15 protein-coding genes are annotated in these 16,297 nt (G+C 74.6%); 9 read left to right on the top strand and 6 right to left on the bottom strand.

The window, feature by feature from the left end; genetic code table 11:
- Positions 1 to 73: 73 nt before the first annotated feature.
- Positions 74 to 3,142 (bottom strand): SpoIIE family protein phosphatase, encoded by a 3,069-nt coding sequence (locus tag OG455_RS31340; protein ID WP_266299504.1) that lies wholly within the window; start codon positions 3,140 to 3,142, stop codon positions 74 to 76.
- Between the two features lie 685 nt (positions 3,143 to 3,827).
- Between OG455_RS31340 and OG455_RS31345 the strand changes: the two genes are divergently transcribed.
- From OG455_RS31345 to OG455_RS31355, 3 genes are all read left to right on the top strand, one after another.
- Entirely contained in the window at positions 3,828 to 4,280 is a 453-nt protein-coding gene (locus tag OG455_RS31345) for a helix-turn-helix domain-containing protein (protein WP_266299506.1), read from the top strand.
- Between the two features lie 140 nt (positions 4,281 to 4,420).
- On the top strand, positions 4,421 to 4,873 hold the full coding sequence (locus OG455_RS31350) for a ParH-like protein (RefSeq protein WP_266299508.1): 453 nt from the start codon (positions 4,421 to 4,423) through the stop codon (positions 4,871 to 4,873).
- The gene (locus OG455_RS31355; RefSeq protein ID WP_266299510.1) at positions 4,873 to 6,219 is read left to right on the top strand and encodes an MAB_1171c family putative transporter; all 1,347 of its coding nucleotides are present in this window, start codon (positions 4,873 to 4,875) and stop codon (positions 6,217 to 6,219) included. The genes OG455_RS31350 and OG455_RS31355 overlap by 1 nt, the downstream gene beginning before the upstream one ends.
- Before the next feature lie 33 nt (positions 6,220 to 6,252).
- On the opposite strand, the gene OG455_RS31360 is transcribed toward OG455_RS31355, so the two are convergent.
- The gene (locus tag OG455_RS31360) at positions 6,253 to 6,621 is read right to left on the bottom strand and encodes a carboxymuconolactone decarboxylase family protein (RefSeq protein ID WP_266301025.1); all 369 of its coding nucleotides are present in this window, start codon (positions 6,619 to 6,621) and stop codon (positions 6,253 to 6,255) included.
- A 240-nt stretch (positions 6,622 to 6,861) separates the two neighbouring features.
- Between OG455_RS31360 and OG455_RS31365 the strand changes: the two genes are divergently transcribed.
- Positions 6,862 to 7,491 carry a TetR/AcrR family transcriptional regulator gene (locus OG455_RS31365; RefSeq protein ID WP_266299512.1) on the top strand — a complete coding sequence of 210 codons (630 nt, stop codon included), beginning with the start codon at positions 6,862 to 6,864 and terminating at the stop codon, positions 7,489 to 7,491.
- Between the two features lie 85 nt (positions 7,492 to 7,576).
- Here the strand turns inward: OG455_RS31365 and OG455_RS31370 are convergent, their stop codons facing one another.
- Both OG455_RS31370 and OG455_RS31375 read right to left on the bottom strand, forming a co-directional pair.
- The gene (locus OG455_RS31370) at positions 7,577 to 8,239 is read right to left on the bottom strand and encodes an HAD family hydrolase (RefSeq protein ID WP_266299514.1); all 663 of its coding nucleotides are present in this window, start codon (positions 8,237 to 8,239) and stop codon (positions 7,577 to 7,579) included.
- Positions 8,240 to 8,253: 14 nt separating this feature from the next.
- The gene (locus tag OG455_RS31375) at positions 8,254 to 8,514 is read right to left on the bottom strand and encodes a hypothetical protein (protein WP_266299516.1); all 261 of its coding nucleotides are present in this window, start codon (positions 8,512 to 8,514) and stop codon (positions 8,254 to 8,256) included.
- A 224-nt stretch (positions 8,515 to 8,738) separates the two neighbouring features.
- Between OG455_RS31375 and OG455_RS31380 the strand changes: the two genes are divergently transcribed.
- The gene (locus OG455_RS31380; protein WP_266299518.1) at positions 8,739 to 9,002 is read left to right on the top strand and encodes a dsRBD fold-containing protein; all 264 of its coding nucleotides are present in this window, start codon (positions 8,739 to 8,741) and stop codon (positions 9,000 to 9,002) included.
- A 211-nt stretch (positions 9,003 to 9,213) separates the two neighbouring features.
- Complete coding sequence (locus OG455_RS31385; protein WP_266299520.1) at positions 9,214 to 10,236, top strand: NADPH:quinone reductase; 1,023 nt, start codon at positions 9,214 to 9,216, stop codon at positions 10,234 to 10,236.
- 84 nt (positions 10,237 to 10,320) lie between these two features.
- Here the strand turns inward: OG455_RS31385 and OG455_RS31390 are convergent, their stop codons facing one another.
- Positions 10,321 to 11,187: a helix-turn-helix domain-containing protein gene (locus OG455_RS31390; protein WP_266299522.1), complete on the bottom strand. Its 867-nt coding sequence runs from the start codon at positions 11,185 to 11,187 to the stop codon at positions 10,321 to 10,323.
- Positions 11,188 to 11,309: 122 nt separating this feature from the next.
- Here OG455_RS31390 and OG455_RS31395 point away from each other — a divergent pair, with 122 nt between their 5' ends.
- Together OG455_RS31395 and OG455_RS31400 are read left to right on the top strand one after the other, a co-directional pair.
- Positions 11,310 to 12,362 (top strand): NAD(P)-dependent alcohol dehydrogenase, encoded by a 1,053-nt coding sequence (locus tag OG455_RS31395; protein ID WP_266299524.1) that lies wholly within the window; start codon positions 11,310 to 11,312, stop codon positions 12,360 to 12,362.
- Between the two features lie 110 nt (positions 12,363 to 12,472).
- Positions 12,473 to 13,663, top strand: coding sequence for a PLP-dependent aminotransferase family protein (locus OG455_RS31400; protein WP_266299526.1), 1,191 nt, complete (start codon positions 12,473 to 12,475; stop codon positions 13,661 to 13,663).
- A 107-nt stretch (positions 13,664 to 13,770) separates the two neighbouring features.
- Here OG455_RS31400 and OG455_RS31405 read toward each other — a convergent pair whose 3' ends face one another.
- Positions 13,771 to 14,130 (bottom strand): DUF4190 domain-containing protein, encoded by a 360-nt coding sequence (locus OG455_RS31405; RefSeq protein ID WP_266299527.1) that lies wholly within the window; start codon positions 14,128 to 14,130, stop codon positions 13,771 to 13,773.
- A 156-nt stretch (positions 14,131 to 14,286) separates the two neighbouring features.
- Here OG455_RS31405 and OG455_RS31410 point away from each other — a divergent pair, with 156 nt between their 5' ends.
- A complete protein-coding gene (locus OG455_RS31410) occupies positions 14,287 to 15,546 on the top strand; it encodes an MFS transporter (RefSeq protein ID WP_266299528.1) in 1,260 nt (419 codons plus the stop codon).
- Positions 15,547 to 16,297: the final 751 nt, after the last annotated feature.

Consider the following 16,297-nt stretch of genomic DNA (forward strand, 5'->3'; position numbering starts at 1 on the left):
CCGGGCGGGGCCCACTCCGCGCCGGGCCCACCCCGGGCGAGGGGGCCGGCCCCCTCGCCCGGGAACGGCCGGGTCAGCCGGGGTTGCCCAGCGGCAGCTCCAGCTCGAACCAGACCACCTTGCCGAGCGGGGTGCCCCGGCTGCCCCAGCGGTGCGCCAGCTCGTTCACCAGGTGCATCCCGCGCCCGCCCTCGTCGTCCTCCAGGGCCCGGCGCAGCGTCGGGGCGTGCCCGTCCACGTCGGCGACCTCCACCGTGAGCGCCTGGTTGCGGAAGAGCCGCAGCTGGGTGGGGGCGCCGGCGTGCACCAGCGCGTTGGTGATCAGCTCGCTGGTGAGCAGCTCGGTCTGGTCGACCAGCGCGGACAGGCCCCAGCCGTCCAGCGTGCGCCGGGCGAACCGCCGGGCGTGGCCGACCATCGCGCGGTCGCCGGTCAGCGAGAGGGTGGCGATCCGGTCGGGGCCCAGCGGACGCGAGCGGGCCATGATCACCGCGATGTCGTCCTCCCGGGTGCCGGTGATCAGCGAGGCCAGCACCGCGTCGCAGGAGCGCTCCAGGCTGCTGTCGTGCTGGGCGGCCACCGTGGCGCGCAGCAGTTCCAGCCCGGCGTCCAGGTCGCGGTCCCGGCGCTCGATCAGCCCGTCGGTGCAGAGCACCAGCAGCCCGCCCTCCGGCAGCGCGAACTCGACGCTCTCGAAGGGCACCCCGCCCACCCCCAGCGGCGCACCCGGCGGCAGGTCCAGCAGCCGCGCCGAGCCGTCCGCCGTGGCGACCACCGGCGGCACGTGGCCCGCGCAGGCCGCCGTGCAGGCCCGCTCCACCGGGTCCAGCACCACGCAGACGCAGGTCGCGTACTGCCCCTCGCCCGCGCCCTCGCCGGCGGTGGCCGCCGCCTCGTCCAGCCGCCGCAGCACCCGGGCCGGGTCCATGTCCAGGGTGATCAGGGTGCGCGCCACCGTGCGCAGCTGGCCCATCATGGCCGCCGCCCGCAGCCCGTGCCCGGTCACGTCGCCGACCACCAGCGCCACCCGCCCGCAGGAGAGCGGCACCACGTCGAACCAGTCGCCGCCCACCTCGCTGAGCTGGCTGGCCGGCAGGTAGCGGTGCGCGATCTCCAGACCCGGCGGGTTGTGCACCCGCTGCGGCAGCAGGCTGCGCTGCAGGGTCAGCGCGGTGTCCCGCTCGCGCCGGTAGAGCCGCGCGTTGTCGATGCAGACGGCCGCGCGGGCGGCCAGCTCCTCGGCGAGCGCGACGTCCGCCGCGGTGAACGGCTCCGGGTTGCGCATCCGCATGAACTCCGCGCCGCCGAGCACCCGGCCGCGGGCCACCAGCGGGACCATCAGGTAGGAGTGCATGCCGGCGTCCAGGGCGGGCTGGACCCGGTCCGGCGCGGCCACGATCCGGGTCAGCGCCTCCCGGTCCACCTCGGCCACCAGGATCGAGCGGCCGCTGCGCAGGCTCTGCGCGTACAGCTGGGCCGACTGCGAGGTGCCGCCCACCGGATCGGCCGCGCCGGTCAGCCGGCCGCCCGGGCCGAGCTCGCCGACCGCCACCGCGCGCATCGTCGCCGAGCCGGAGGGCGGCACCACCGGGGTCTCGTCGCCCTGCAGCACCGCGTCCAGCAGGTCCACCGTGACGAAGTCGGCGAACCGCGGGATGACCACCTCGACCAGTTCCTCGGCGGTGCGCTGCAGATCCAGCGTGGTGCCGATCCGCGAGCTGGCCTCGTTCAGCAGGGCCAGCCGCTGGGTGGCCGTCTGGGCCTCGTCCAGCGCCCGGCGCCGGTCCTCGGCGGCCTCGCGCTCGCGGGTGTAGAGGCGGGCGTTGTCGATCGCCACCGCCGCCCGCGAGGCCAGCTCGTCACCCAGCGTGATGTCCGCCTCGGCGAAGGACTCGCGCTCGCCGCGCCGCGAGTAGACCACCATGCCGAGCACCGAGCCGCGCGCGGTCAGCGGGGTGATCCGCACCGAGCGTGAGCGCCCGCCCCAGTAGGCCTTGAGCGACTCGGCGCGCATGTCGTCGGTGAGCGGCTCCAGGTCCCAGGACGGGACCACCACGGTGCGTCCGCCGGCCATCGCCCGGGCGTAGGGCGAGCCGGGGTCGATGTCGTGGACCGCGTCCACCGGCAGGAAGCCGACCGGGTAGCCGGGGTCGTCGCTGGCCAGGGCCAGCCGGCGGACCGGGGTCAGGCCGGTGTCGTCCCCGTCGCCGCTGACCAGCCGCTCCAGGGCGAAGACCCCGCACAGGTCGGCCACCCGGGGGACGATCGCCTCCGCCAGCTCCTCGGCGGTGCGGCGCAGGTCGAGCGTGGTGCCGATCGAGGCGGTGGCATCGACCATCAGGGTGAGCCGCTCCTGGGCCCGGGCCGCGCGCGACTCGGCCAGGTAGCGCCCGGTGACGTCCACGATGGTCGAGCTGACCCCGAGGACCTGCCCGGGCGGGTCCTCCAGCCGGAAGTAGGAGGCCGACCAGGCGTGGTCGTGCCCCGGGTCGCCCGCGGTGCGCCCGTGCGAGCGGGCGTCCAGCACCGGCTCGCCGGTGGCCAGCACGTGCCGCATCACGCCCTCGATCTCGACCGCGTTGATCCCCGGCAGGATCTCGGTGATCCGGCGGCCCAGGTGCTCGGCCACCGGGACGCCGTTGATCCGGGCCAGTGCCTCGTTGAGCCGCACGAAGCGCAGCTGGTCGTCATAGACGGCCATGCCTACCGGCGACTGGGTGAAAAATCCGTCCAGCACCGCGAGGTCGGCCTGGATCCGGCGCAGTGCGGTGACGTCGGAGGCGACCGCGAGCACCAGCGGGCGGCCGTCCGGGCCGGTCACCGGGTGGGTGCGGAACTCCAGGTTGACGTAGTGGCCCTCCCGGTGGAGCACCGGGAACACCCCTGACCAGGGGTTTCCGGCCAGGATCCGGTCGAACAGCGCGAGCACCTCGTCCCGGTCGCCCTCGCCGGCCAGCAGCCGCGCGGCGGGCGCGCCGACGGCCTGCGCGGAGCTGTACCCGAGCAGGGCCTCGGCGTCCGCGCTCCAGTGCAGGATCCGCCCGTCGTGCTGGATCAGGGCGGTGGCGATCGGGACCATGAGCAGCCCCTCGGAGCGGACGGCGCCGCCGCCCACCTGGCCCTCGTGCTCGACTTCGCCCATGCCACGACCCTCCGCTCGGAGGCGCGATCCCCGCCCGGCCATTTTCCCACCGCCCGGCGGGAGCAGCCCGGGCACCGCGGCCGGGGTCGGCCGCCTCGGCCGCGGTGCCCGAGGGGCGGGGGGTCGGCGGCGCGGCGGCGCGGCGATGCGGCGGGAGCGCTGGGGGGCGTGCCGGCGGCGGGTCGGGGGAGGGCCGGCGGGAGCGCTGGGGGGCGTGCCGGCGGCGGGTCGGGGGAGGGCCGGCGGGAGCGCTGGGGGGCAGGTCGGGAGAGGGCCGGCGGAAAGGTGACCGATCAACCATCTGGCGAAGCGGACCCGGTGCTCGGGACGGCGCTCGGCATGCTGACGCTCCGTCAGCGAAATCGCCGCTCGAACGGCGCGCGGCGACCCCCCGCGAACCGCTCCCGGCCTTGTGGCGCATGGTGCCTGAGCGGTTCGGCAGTACCGGAACCACCACGCTGACAGCGGGTCACAACGTGAACTACGATGAACGCCATCTAACGTCAGGCCCGTGCATGCCAGGAGGGCCGGGAGGTGTGCCATGACGGAAGCCGAGGACGCGGTACGGGGAACGGCGCCTGACGCCGGGACCGGGACTTCGACGACCGGGACGACGACGGGGACGACGACGGGGACGACGACGGGGGACGGGGCCACGGGGGCTGTGACGACGGAGCACGGGACAGTGAACGGAACCACGATCACGACAGAGGCCTGCGCGGCCACGGGTTCGACGACCACGCTGGCGGAGAAGATCGACGGCCTGTTCCGGGTCGTCCGCCGCCCCAACCGGGAGCAGTACAGCCACGAGGAGGTCGCCAAGGCCTGCCGCGAGGCGACCGGCGAGACGTTCTCAGCCACCTACCTCTGGCAGTTGCGCACCGGTCGGCGCGACAATCCGACCAAGCGGCATCTGGAGGCGCTGGCCCAGTTCTTCCAGGTCCCGGTGGCCTACTTCTTCGATGACGACCAGGGCGCCGTCATCGCCCAGGAACTGGAGCTGCTCGGCGCCCTGCGCGACGCCGGGGTGCGCAGCGTCGCGCTGCGCGCGGTCAACCTCTCGCCGGAGGGCGTGGGGACGATCAGCGACATGATCGACGTGATCGCGCGGCGCGAGGGCGGCAGCGGGAAGGGCTGAGCGAAGCGGCGGGCCGGCCTGGTGCCGGCGGCCGGCGGGGAGGCCCGCGGCGGGGGAGCCCGCTGCGGCGAAGGGGGCGAGCAAGGGTGTTCGGGCGGCGGGCGCGACGCGGGCGGATCTGGCAGCGGTGTCAGCAGACGGTGGCCGAGCTCGAGTTACCGGATCCGTTCGACGCCGTGCGGTTCGTCGAGGGGCTGGCCGAGCGGCGCGGCCGGCCGATCGAGCTGATCGCGGTCAGCGGGCGCCCCAACCTGCCGTGCGGCCTGCTGGTCACCACCGACCAGGCGGACTGCATCCTCTACTCCGCCGACACCACCCCGCTGCACCAGCGGCACATCCTGCTGCACGAGGCGGCGCACCTGATCTGCCGGCACGACGAGAGTGCCCCCGCGAGCAGGACGCTGCTGCCGCACCTGAGTTCGGAGCTGGTGCACCGGGTGCTCGGGCGCACGGTCTACACCGAGCCGCAGGAGCGGGAGGCGGAGCTCCTCGCCTCGCTGATCCTGCACCGGGCGCAGCTGGACGCCGACCGGCGCGGGGGCGGTGCGGCCTCCTGGACCGAGTCGGTCTTCGGGAGACCGGGGGGCGGCTAGTGGCCGGGGCGGGTGCGGCCGACCTGGCCGAGTACGGCTCCGCAGCGCTCTTCCTGGCCTTCGCCGCCCAGCGGTTCGCCGCGCTGCGCAACTGGCGGGGTGACCTGGTCAACCTCTTCGCGGGCGGGTTCGCGCTCTGCATGGGGGCGGGGCTGGTGGCGCTGGCCCCCAGCACCCTGGCAGCGGCGAGCATCGGCTCGAACCGGGAACTCACCCTGCTGCTCGGGGATCTGCTGAAGACCGTCGCGGTGGGCCTGCTGGTGCTGATCGCGCTGCTGCTCCAGGGGCCGCGCGGTGATCCCGGCGCGGCGCGGGCCCGGCTGCGGCGCTGGACGGTGGCCGTGATCGCGGTGCCCGGCTGCCTGGCGCTGCTCTTCCGGGCCGCCCGGATCGCCGACCAGGGACAGGAGTTCATGGTGAGCGGCGGCCGGCGCTGGCCACTGGCCGGCTACGACCTGCTCTTCGGCGGCCACTCGGTCTGCTGCCTGCTGGTGCTCGGCTCGGTGCTCGCCCGCCAGGCCCGGCTCACCGGCCGGGGCCTGCTGCGCACCGGCCTGCGGCTGATGACGCTGGCGGCGGTGGTCGGGGTGCTGTGGAGCGCCTGGGCCCTGGACGACGTGCGCGACGTGCTGCTGCACGCCCAGCAGAAGGCCGGCGAGGACACCGTCTCCGACGTGCTCGGGGTCCTCTGCGCCGGGCTGACGATCAGCGGGGCCACCGTGACGATGTGGGGCGGCACCCGCTGGGGCACGCGGCTCACCGCCCCCGTGCGCTGGTGGCGCGCGCGGCGGCGGTACGCGGCGCTCGGTCCGCTCTGGGAGGCGCTGCACCTGGTGATGCCGCAGATCGCGCTCGGAGAGGGGGCCGGCGGGCGCCGACCGGCCCTGCGGGACGCGGAGTTCGCGCTCTACCGGCGGATCATCGAGATCCGGGACGGGCAGCTGGCGCTGCGCCCGTACGCGGGGGAGCGGGTGGCGGGCTGGGTCGCCGAGGCGGGCGGCCCGGCGCCGGGTGCGGGGCGGGTTGCGGGGAGGGCTGGCGCGGAACTGGACGGCACGGAACTGGACGGCGCGGAACTGGACGGCGCGGAACTGGATGGTGCGGAGGTGGAGGCGGCGACGCTGGCCGCCGCGCTGGAGGCGGCGCGGGCCGGGCAGCGCTGCCCCACCGCCACGGTGACCGGGGTGCCGCAGCCCGTCCCGGGCCCCGGGACGGTGGACGCGGAGGCGGAGTGGCTGATCCGGGTCGCGGTGGCCTTCGACGGCTGCGCCGCGGTCGACCGGGTCCGGCGCCGGGCCGCCGAGGCGCTCGCGGCGGGCGGGGGCGGACCGGAGCCCGGCCGGTAGCGCGAGACCGACTTGGACCGACCGGCCTGAGCGTCAGTTCTGCCGGACCGGCAGCAGGTCGCGCTCGGCGAAGACGTGCTTGGCCGCGAAGGTGGCGTTGAGCGCGCGTGGCACCCCGCAGTAGACGGCGGCGTGCAGCATCGCCTCGACGATCTCCTCGGGGGTCAGCCCGACGTTGAGCGAGGCGTTGACGTGCACGGCGAGCTGGGCCTCGCAGCCGCCGAGCGCGGTCAGGATGCCGAGCGTGACCAGCTGCCGCTCGCGCGGCGGCAGGGCGGGGCGGGCGTAGATCTCGCCGAAGGCCCAGGCGCCGACGGTGTGGGCGAGTTCGGGGCTGACGTCGGCGAGTGAGTCGATCACCCGCCCGCCGGCGTCGCCGTCGATCTCGTTGAGCACCGACATGCCGAAGGCGAAGCGCTCGTCGCGCGTGGTGGCGCCGCCGCGGGGGGCGGGGGTGCCGGTGGGAGGGGTGCTGGTGTCGGGGGTGATGGTTTCCGGGGCGCTGATGGTGGGGGTGCTCATGGGGGCTCTCCTCTGCCGGTGCCGGATGCTTGAGTGCGCGACTCTAACGAGACATGGGTATCGTTTGTGGTGCAGCAGAAGATAGCACGATCCACACCACTAACAAGACAGGAGTCTCATTTGAATCCCGTCGGAGGAACTTCCCGCCCCGGCGGCCGCACCGCGCGCACCCGCGCGGCCGTGCTCGACGCCGCCATGGCCGAAATCGCGGAACGCGGTTACGGGGGGCTCAGCCTGGAGCGGGTCGCCGAGCGCGCTGGGGTCGGCCGGGCCACCCTCTACCGTCGCTGGGGCGGTGGCCCCGGGTTGGTGGCCGACCTGCTGAGCAGGATCGGCGAGGACGCCGTCCCGCTGACCGAGACCGGCGACCTCGACGCCGACCTGCGCGGCTACGCGCGGGCGCTGGCCACCGGCTTCGCCCATCCGACCATCGGCCCGGCGTTCTGCGCGATCGTCGCCGCCGCGGCCGCCGACCCCGGAGGCCAGGCCGGCACCGCGCTGCACGCCTTCATCGACCGGGCCGACCACGAGTGGGGCGCGGTGGTGGACCGGGCGGTGGCGCGCGGCGAACTGCCCGGCGGCACGGTCGGGATCGAGGTGATCCGCACCGTCTCCGGGCACGTGCACCACCGGATCTTCTTCACCCGGGATCCGGTCGACGAGGCCTTCGCGGACCGGGTGGCGCTGATCACCAGTACCGCCGCCCACCAGGGCGCCTTCGTCCGGCCCGGGGCGGCCCCGGAGAGCTGATCACAGGCCGCTGATCACAGGCCGCTGACCGCAGGCCGTTGACCGGGGTCGGCGGCCTGTGGTTCCCCGGGGCGGCCGGCGGAGCTCAGGCGCGCGCGAGCAGGAGCCGGACGGCGTCGGCGACGCGCTCGACCGCGTGGTCCGGGGCGGTCGCAGCCGAGGCGGCCGGCCAGGGCCGGCCCCGGTGGATCCAGACGGTGCGCAGCCCGGCCGCGCGGCCGCCGGCGATGTCGTCCTCGGCGCTGTCGCCGGTCATCCAGCCCCCGGCGGCCGGATCGGCGCCGCAGCGTCGCGCGGCCAGGGCGAAGAGGGCCGGGTCCGGCTTGCGCAGGCCCTCGCGCTCCGAGACGCACCAGGCGTCGACCAGGTCGGCCAGCCCGGTACGGCGGATCTTGGCCTGCTGGTTGTCCGTCCGGCCGTTGGTGACGATCGCCGTGCGCCAGCCCGCGGCGCGCAGTTCGGCGAGCGCGGCCAGATCGGCCGGACGGCAGGCCACCAGCTCGGGCATCCGGCGCCGGTAGCCGGCCCAGAGCTCGTCCGCCGAGCCGCCGAGCCCGAACCGCGCGTGCACCGCCTGGAAGTAGCCGCCGCGCGGCCCCCGGTGCGCCGCGTCCTGCCGCAGCAGCCAGCTGTGCGCCGCTTCGTCGAGCCGGTGCTCGGCGGCGAATCCGGCCGCCCAGCGAGCGAAGGCGGCATCGCGGTCGAGCAGGGTGTTGTCCAGGTCGAACAGGGCCAGGCGCTGGGTCATCGGGGGGCCGGGGGTCACGGCCGCGGCGGGTCGGGGAGTTCGGGCGGCTCCGGCAACTCCGGCGGTTCGGGGAGCGCTGGGGGCTGCGGTAGCTCGGGGGGTGCGGGCAGGTCGGGCGGTTCCGGCAGCCGGCCGGGTCGGGGCAGGTGGGGGACCGGCAGCCGCGGGATGTCGGGCAGCTCTCCGGGCTCCGGCAGGTCGGGCGGTTCGGGCAGCTCGGGCTCCGGCAGCTCGGGCGGCTCGGGGAGTTCCGGTGGTTCGGGCAGGATCGGCATGGCGGCTCCAGGGGAAGCGGCGGAGGTCAGCGGACGTACCGTCAGATCATCCTCAGTCGGGCCGGGCGCCGACAAGGGATCCCGGTAAAGGAGGGCCGACAGGGGCTGGAAAGGGGGCCGACGGGGTGAGGGCGGACGACCGCTCGCTCCCCCTGGTGACGAGCGCGGGCGTTTGCCGACCCCGGCCCGTCGGGTTCAGGCTGGAGGGGAGCAGGAGGCGCGCCATGCGAAACCACTGGGATGTCGAGCTGAGCTTCGAGGAAGACGGGGTGCACACGATGTGTGAGGCCCGGCTGGTCGGGGCCCGCGCCCCGGGACTGGCCGGCCACGGCGAGGCGCTGCGCAGCGCGGCCGACCGGCCGCTGGCCAGGATCGGCGAGGAGGTGGCCGCCTGGCGGGCGCTGGACGACCTCTCGCACAAGCTGCGGGCCCAGGCGGCCGGGGAGATCGACGACGAGGGGCGGCGACCGGCCTACCTGGTGTACTGAACCGGGGTGTACTGAACCGGGGTGTGCCGGGACGGGGGTGTGCCGGGACGGGGGTGTGCCGGGACGGGGATGCGCCGGGACGGGGATGCGCCGGTCCCGTCGGGCCGGCCGCACCGGCCGATCGCTGACGGTGTGTCACCATCGTGTTCGGGTAGCGTGAGTGCGGGCAAGGCCCGTCACGTCCGCACCCGAGCAACGGAGTTGACTGCGCATGAAGGCGATCGTCTACACGACCGGCGGCGGCCCCGAAGTGCTCACCCTGGTCGAGCGGCCGCTGCCGGAGCCGGGCCCCGGCGAGGTCCGGGTCAGGGTGCACGTCTCCGGGGTCAACCCGACCGACTGGAAGAGCCGCACGGCGGGCCTGGCCCCCGGGATCACCGCGCAGGTGCCGAACCAGGACGGCGCCGGCGTGGTTGACGCGGTCGGCCCGGGGGTGGACCCGGCGCGGGTCGGCGAGCGGGTCTGGATCTGGGAGGCCGCCCGGCTGCGGGCCGACGGCACCGCCCAGGAGTACACGGTGCTCCCGCAGCGCCAGGCCGTCGCGCTGCCCGCGGCGGCCTCCTTCGAGCTCGGCGCCGCGCTGGGCATCCCCGCGCTGACCGCGCACCGGGCCCTGACGGTGGCCGACCGGGGGCCCGAGCGGCTGGCCCCGGGCGTGCTGGTGGGGCGCACGGTGCTGGTCGCGGGCGGTGCCGGCGCGGTCGGCAACGCGGCCGTCCAGCTGGCCCGGTGGGCCGGGGCGCGAGTGCTGACCACGGTCAGCGGTCCGGCCAAGGCGGCGCTGGCCCGGGCGGCGGGCGCCGACCACGTGGTCGACTACCGGGCCGAGGACGCCGCCGCCGCGATCCGCGCGCTGGCACCGGCCGGGGTGGACGTGATCGTGGAGGTCTCGCCCGCGCAGAACGCGGTGCTCGACCACGCGGTGGCCGCGCCGAACGCGGTGATCGCCTGCTACGCGGTGAACAACGGCCCGGTGGTCAGCTATCCGATCCGCGAGTTCATGGACGCCAATCTGCGCTGGCAGGGCATCCTCGTCTACACCCTGCCCGCCGAGGCCAAGGAGCATGGCGTGGCGGCGGTCGCGGCGGCGGTGGCCGACGGGGCGCTGCGGGTGGGTGAGGCGGCGGGGTTGCCGCTGCACCGCTTCCCGCTGGCCAAGACCGCCGACGCCCACGCGGCGGTGGAGAGCGCGGTGGTCGGCAAGGTGCTGGTGGACGTGGTGGAACCGGCCTAGGGTCTGTCTGACAATTCCCGCCGGGCGCCGACGGACTTGGCCGACCTGAGGGGTTCAACGGGCCCTGGTTCAGCGGGCCCTGGTTCAGCGGGCCCTGGAGCCTTCGGGCTCCTCGGAGCTGGCCCACCAGCTGGCCAGCAGCCGCAGCGACTCGGCCGAGGCGGATCCGGGTTCGGCGTGGTAGGTGAGCAGCACCTGGTCGGGGTCGGCCGGCAGCGCGAGGGTCTCGTAGCGCAGCAGGAGCCGGCCGACGACCGGGTGGTGCAGCTCCTTGCTGCCGTGCCCCTTGTCGTGCACGTTGTAGATCGCCCAGAGCCGGCGGAAGTCCTCGCTCTTCACCGAGAGTTCGCCGACCAGCGCGCACAGCCGGGGGTCGTCCGGATACCGGCCGGCCTCCAGGCGCAGGCTGGCGACCACGTCGGCGGCCTTGCCGTCCCAGTCGACGAAGAGCTCGCGCGAGGCCGGGTCGCGGAAGAGCTGCCAGGCCAGGTTGCGCTGCTCCGGCGGCAGCGTCGCGTAGTCGCCGAAGAGCGCGCAGTACAGCGGGTTCCAGGCGAGCACGTCGAGGCGCCGGCCCAGCACGCAGGTGGGGACCGGGTGCATGGTGTCCAGCAGCTGCTGCAGTTCGGGCCGGATCCGCTGCGGGCGCACGGTGGCGCGCGAGCGTCCGGAGACCGGGCGGACCAGGCGGGAGAGGTGCTCGCGCTCGGCCGGGGTGAGCCGCAGCGCGCCGGCGATCGCGTCGAGCACGGTGGTGGAGACGTTCTCTGCGTGACCCTGTTCGAGCCGCGTGTAGTACGCGACACTGACCCCGGCCAGCTGCGCCAACTCCTCCCGGCGCAGCCCGGGCACCCGGCGGCGGCCGCCGTAGTGGGCGAGCCCGACGTCCTGGGGCTGCAGCCGGGCCCGCCGGGACCGGAGGAACTCGCTCAGTTCGGTGCGCTGGTCCATCCGTCCAGTATGACCGGCGGCGCCGCCCGCCCGGCAGGGTGCCACTGCCAGTGGTACGAACCGCGTGCGTACGTTGGGCGCGGCCCTGGTTGCGGGCGCGGGGAGGCGGCAAGCTTGGTGTCATGACACAGACCACTGTCGCCGCCTATGCCTCCCCCGCCCCGAGCGCCCCGCTGGAGAAGACCACCATCCCCCGTCGTGCGCTGGGCGAGCACGACGTGCTGATCGACATCAAGTTCGCCGGCATCTGCCACTCCGACATCCACCAGGTCAACGGTGACTGGGGCATCGGCACCTTCCCGATGGTCCCGGGCCACGAGATCGCGGGCGTGGTCGCCGAGGTCGGCGCCGGGGTCACCGGGTACGCGGTCGGTGACCGGGTCGGCGTCGGCTGTTTCGTCGACTCCTGCCGCGAGTGCGACAACTGCCGTGCGGGCCTGGAGCAGTACTGCACCGGCGCCGGCGGCATGGTGGGCACCTACAACGCCGAGGGCCGCGACGGCACGCCGAACCACGGCGGTTACTCGACCCACATCGTGGTGGACGAGAACTACGTGCTGCGGATCCCCGAGGGCCTGGGCCTGGACGAGGCCGCGCCCCTGCTCTGCGCCGGCATCACCACCTACTCGCCGCTCGCGCACTGGCACGCGGGTCCGGGTAAGAAGGTCGCCGTGGTGGGCCTGGGCGGGCTCGGGCACATGGGCGTCAAGATCGCCCACGCGCTGGGCGCCGAGGTCACGGTGCTCAGCCAGACGCTGAGCAAGCGCGAGGACGGCCTGCGGCTGGGTGCGGACCACTACTACGCGACCAGCGACCCGGCCACCTTCGAGCGGCTGGCCGGCACCTTCGACCTGATCCTCAACACCGTCTCGGCCGACCTGGACCTCAACGCCTACCTGGGCCTGCTGCGCACCGACGGCACCATGGTGCAGGTCGGCGCGCCCGAGGAGCCGATGCCGGTGGCCTGCTTCGCGCTGATCGGTCAGCGCAAGTCGCTGGCCGGCTCGATGATCGGCGGCATCAAGGAGACCCAGGAGATGCTGGACTTCTGCGCCGAGCACGGCATCGGTGCCGATATCGAGGTGATCGCGGCGAACCAGATCAACGAGGCCTACGCGCGGGTGCTGAAGAGCGACGTGCGCTACCGCTTCGTGATCGACACCGCCACGATCTGACGGTGCGTCAGTCGCCTCCCGGTGATGCCCCTGCGGGGGGCATCACCGGGAGGTGACCGGGATGCGGGCAGGGGTGTCACCGCATGGCCGGGTTGCCTAGGCTGACGGCCATGAGCAACCGAGCCGATGCCCCTGCCCTAGCCGCGCGCGCCGCCAGCGTCGGTGCGTCACCGGTCCGCGAGATCCTGGCGCTGACCGCCCGGCCGGAGGTCATCTCCTTCGCCGGCGGTCTGCCCGCCCCCGAACTCTTCGACGCGGCGGGCCTGCGCGCCGCCTACGACCGGGTGCTCGCCGAGCGGCCGCACCAGGTGCTGCAGTACTCGACCACCGAGGGTGACCCCGAGCTGCGGGGCGCGGTCGCCGCCCGGCTGACCGGCGGCGGCCTGGCCACCGGGGCGGACGACCTGATCATCACCACCGGCTCGCAGCAGGGGCTGGCACTGCTGGCCACCGCGCTGCTGGAACCCGGTGACACCGTGCTGGTGGAGGATCCCAGCTACCTGGCCGCGCTGCAGTGCTTCGGCCTGGCCGGTGCCCGGGTGCTGCCGGTGCCCACCGACGCGGACGGCGTCGACCCGGTGGCGCTGGCCGAGTTGGTGCGCGGCGAGCGGCCCAAGCTGCTCTACCTGGTGCCCACCTTCCAGAACCCGACCGGGCGCACCATGCCGGGCCCGCGCCGCCGGGCGGTCGCCGAGGTGGCCGAGCGGCACGGGGTGTGGATCGTCGAGGACGACCCGTACGGCGAGCTGCGGTTCGAGGGCGAGCGGGAGCCGTGGCTGGCGTCCTACCCGGCGGCGGCCGACCGCACGGTGCTGCTGGGCAGCTTCTCCAAGGTGCTGGCGCCGGGCCTGCGGCTGGGCTGGCTGCGGGCGCCCGCCGCGCTGCGGCGCGCCTGCGTGATCGCCAAGCAGGCCGCCGACCTGCACACCTCGACGGTCGACCAGGCCGCCGCCGCCCGGTACCTGGCGGACAGCGACCTGGACGCGCACCTGGCCAAGGTCACCGCCGCCTACCGTGCGCGACGCGACGCGCTGCTGGCCGGGCTGCCCCAGGCGCTGCCGGCCGGCAGCAGCTGGAACCGGCCGGCCGGCGGGATGTTCCTCTGGGTCCGGTTGCCGGACGGGCACGACGCGACCGCCCTGCTGACCCGGGCGGTCGCGCAGGACGTCGCCTACGTGCCCGGCGCGCCGTTCTTCGCCGGGCCCGCCGACGCGGCCGCGCTGCGGATGTCCTTCACCACCCACACCCCCGAGGAGATCGCCGAGGGGCTGCGCCGGCTCGGCAAGGCGCTGGGCGGCTGACGGCGGCCCGCTGACGGCGGCCCGCTGACGGTGCCGGCCTGACAGTGGGGCGCGCGGACGGTGCCGCTGCGGACGGTGGTGTGAGACGGCCGTCGGTGGGTCGATGGTCAGCCGGCGGAGAACTGCTGGTGGACGCAGTGCTGCCACTGCTGGACCTTGTGGAACTGGTAGCAGTTCTGCGTCCGGTGGGCGAACCACACGGCGCTGACCACGACCAGGACCGACACCACGATCGCGATGGACGACGTCACCGTGCCGGCGATGGCCGGTCCGCGCCCGGCACCGGTCCGCCTGGCCCTGCGCAGGGCGAGGACGCCGAGGACCAGGCCGATGACGCCGAGCGGACCGCCGACGAAGACGACCGAGCCGATCAGGCTGATGATGCCCAGCACCATGGCGGCCACGGCCAGGCCGTTCGGCGCTGCCCGCGTCCCTTCTGTGTTCAGCTGTGTGTTCATCGTGTTCATCGGCTGTCCTCTCCCGTCACCTCGGCAGGAGACGATCATGGCGGGCGGGGCCACGGCGGCGCATCGCGGGAAGGGGGGAGAGCGTGCTCCCTCGATCGGGGGAGGCTGCCGGGCCGGGCTGAGAGCCGCCGAGTGATGGTCGGTACGCTGACCACCATGCTCGAACGGATATCCGCCCCACGGCTCTCCAGGGCGCTGCCGCCGGCCGGGCCGCAGCGGGCCATGGTGCTCTCCAGCTTCGTCAACCGGGTCGGCAACGGCCTCTTCAACAACGCCTCGGTCCTCTACTTCACCCGGGTGGTGCACCTGCCGGCCGGCCAGATCGGGCTCGGCCTGAGCATCGCCGGGCTGATCGGCCTGCTCGCCGGGGTGCCGGCCGGGGAGTTGGCCGACCGGCGCGGCCCGCGTGCGGTGGTGCTGCTGACCCTGGCCGTGCAGACCGCGACCATGGTGGCCTTCCTCTTCGTGCACAGCTGGGCGGCCTTCACCGCGATCGCCACCCTGGACCTGCTAGCGCTCTCGGCCAACAACGCCGCGCGCGGCGCGCTGATCGCCCGGATCGGCGGGGAGCGGCCCGCCGAGTTCCGGGCGAGGCTGCGCACCTTCGTCAACGTCGGTGTGGTGCTGGGCACGTCGGGCGCGGCCGTCGCCGTGCAGCTGGACACCCGCGCCGCCTACGCGGCGCTGATCCTGCTGAACGCCGCCAGCTACCTCGGCTGCGGCCTGCTGCTGCTCCGGGTGCCGAGCTGTCCCCCGTTGCCCAGGCCGGCCGCCGAGGGCCGCTGGACGGCGCTGCGGGACAAACCGTTCGCACTGATCGCCGCGGTGGACGGGGCGATGGGCTTGCAGTACCCGGTCGCCTCGCTGCTGCTGCCGCTCTGGCTGGCGCAGCACACTCCCGTCCCGCGGTGGACGGTCGCGGCCGTCGCCGCCCTCAACTCGCTCTGCTGCGTGGCCTTCCAGATCCCGATCGGGTCCCGGGTGAGGACCCCCGGCGACGGCGGGTTGGCGTTGCGGCACGCGGGCCTGCTCTTCCTGCTCAGCTGCCCGCTGATGGCGCTGACCGCCGATCTGCCGCCCTGGGAGGCGGTGCTGCTGGTGGTGCCGGCGATGGCCGCGCACAGCCTGGGAGAGGTGTGGCAGTCATCGGGCAACTTCGCGCTCGGTTTCGGACTCGCGCCCGAGCACGCCCAGGGGCAGTACCAAGGGCTGCTCGGACTCAGCTTCGACATCGGGCAGGCGCTGGCCCCGGCGCTGCTGACCACGGTCTGCCTGGGGCTGGGGCAGCTCGGTTGGCTGCTGCTCGGCGTCTTCTTCGCGCTGCTCGGGCTGCTCGGCCCGCCGCTGGCCGCCTGGGCGGTGCGGACCAGGCCCGGCGGTGCGGGCGCCCTGGCGGGCGCCGCGGCCGGGGGGTAGGGGCCTCGACAGGGTGGCCGGCCGGGTGGCCGACCGGGTGGCCGACCGGGTGGCCGACCGGGCCAGGCGGCCGTCAGGTGCTACGACGGGAGGGCCCGGCGGCGGCCGCCGTCGCCGCGTACCTGTGCCGCCCGGAGGCCGGTGCCAATTCGTGGCGGCACTCCGGTTCGTGCGGCCCCGGCCGGTAATCCGGGAATCCCGGGAATCGGGGAATCCGGGAATCCGGCGGATCGGAACTGCCCGGGTGAGCAGTTCGGTTGCGGCCTGCGCCGGGCCGCCGGACCGCACGCCCCCTGCCCGCAGGCCCGGGTGCCCGCGGTCGGCCGAGGTCGCTCGATTCACACGGTCGCCACCTGCTTCTCGGCTGTCGCGCGGGCGGCGCCGGAGAATCGGACACGGTGCATCGGATCAGCGCCGCCCGCGATTCCTGACCGCTGTGCGTGCGGAATTCACTGGATTCCCAGCCGCCTGGTTGTCAAGTGTCGAGCGATTGGCCGTCGTTCAGCTTATCGCCCTGACCTGACACGTGGCGTTCGACCGTTCACTCCTGTCAGTTGAACGCATACGGTTTCCGTCACCGATGCCTGACCCTCGGTCAGCTCCTTTCTGTCGAGTCCCTGACATATTCGGACCGGTGTCCGAGTCACCCCTGGCGAATGTGTCGACAGTCCGTCAGAACCGCTTGTAGGTTGTGGACCGAATTCGCCAGGACTCCAAGGCGGCGACCCGATCCGTTAACTGGCCGGATGGG

The organism is Kitasatospora sp. NBC_01287, from assembly GCF_026340565.1.
In the GTDB taxonomy this organism is placed as follows: domain Bacteria; phylum Actinomycetota; class Actinomycetes; order Streptomycetales; family Streptomycetaceae; genus Kitasatospora.

Bases quoted from the DNA above. Each gene is read 5' to 3' on its own strand.
- OG455_RS31340 (WP_266299504.1), bottom strand. From the start codon at position 3,142: ATGGGCGAAGTCGAGCACGAGGGCCAGGTGGGCGGCGGCGCCGTCCGC.
- OG455_RS31360 (WP_266301025.1), bottom strand. From the start codon at position 6,621: ATGTCGGTGCTCAACGAGATCGACGGCGACGCCGGCGGGCGGGTGATC.
- OG455_RS31370 (WP_266299514.1), bottom strand. From the start codon at position 8,239: ATGACCCAGCGCCTGGCCCTGTTCGACCTGGACAACACCCTGCTCGAC.
- OG455_RS31375 (WP_266299516.1), bottom strand. From the start codon at position 8,514: ATGCCGATCCTGCCCGAACCACCGGAACTCCCCGAGCCGCCCGAGCTG.
- OG455_RS31380 (WP_266299518.1), top strand. From the start codon at position 8,739: ATGCGAAACCACTGGGATGTCGAGCTGAGCTTCGAGGAAGACGGGGTG.
- OG455_RS31385 (WP_266299520.1), top strand. From the start codon at position 9,214: ATGAAGGCGATCGTCTACACGACCGGCGGCGGCCCCGAAGTGCTCACC.
- OG455_RS31390 (WP_266299522.1), bottom strand. From the start codon at position 11,187: ATGGACCAGCGCACCGAACTGAGCGAGTTCCTCCGGTCCCGGCGGGCC.
- OG455_RS31395 (WP_266299524.1), top strand. From the start codon at position 11,310: ATGACACAGACCACTGTCGCCGCCTATGCCTCCCCCGCCCCGAGCGCC.
- OG455_RS31400 (WP_266299526.1), top strand. From the start codon at position 12,473: ATGAGCAACCGAGCCGATGCCCCTGCCCTAGCCGCGCGCGCCGCCAGC.
- OG455_RS31405 (WP_266299527.1), bottom strand. From the start codon at position 14,130: ATGAACACGATGAACACACAGCTGAACACAGAAGGGACGCGGGCAGCG.
- OG455_RS31410 (WP_266299528.1), top strand. From the start codon at position 14,287: ATGCTCGAACGGATATCCGCCCCACGGCTCTCCAGGGCGCTGCCGCCG.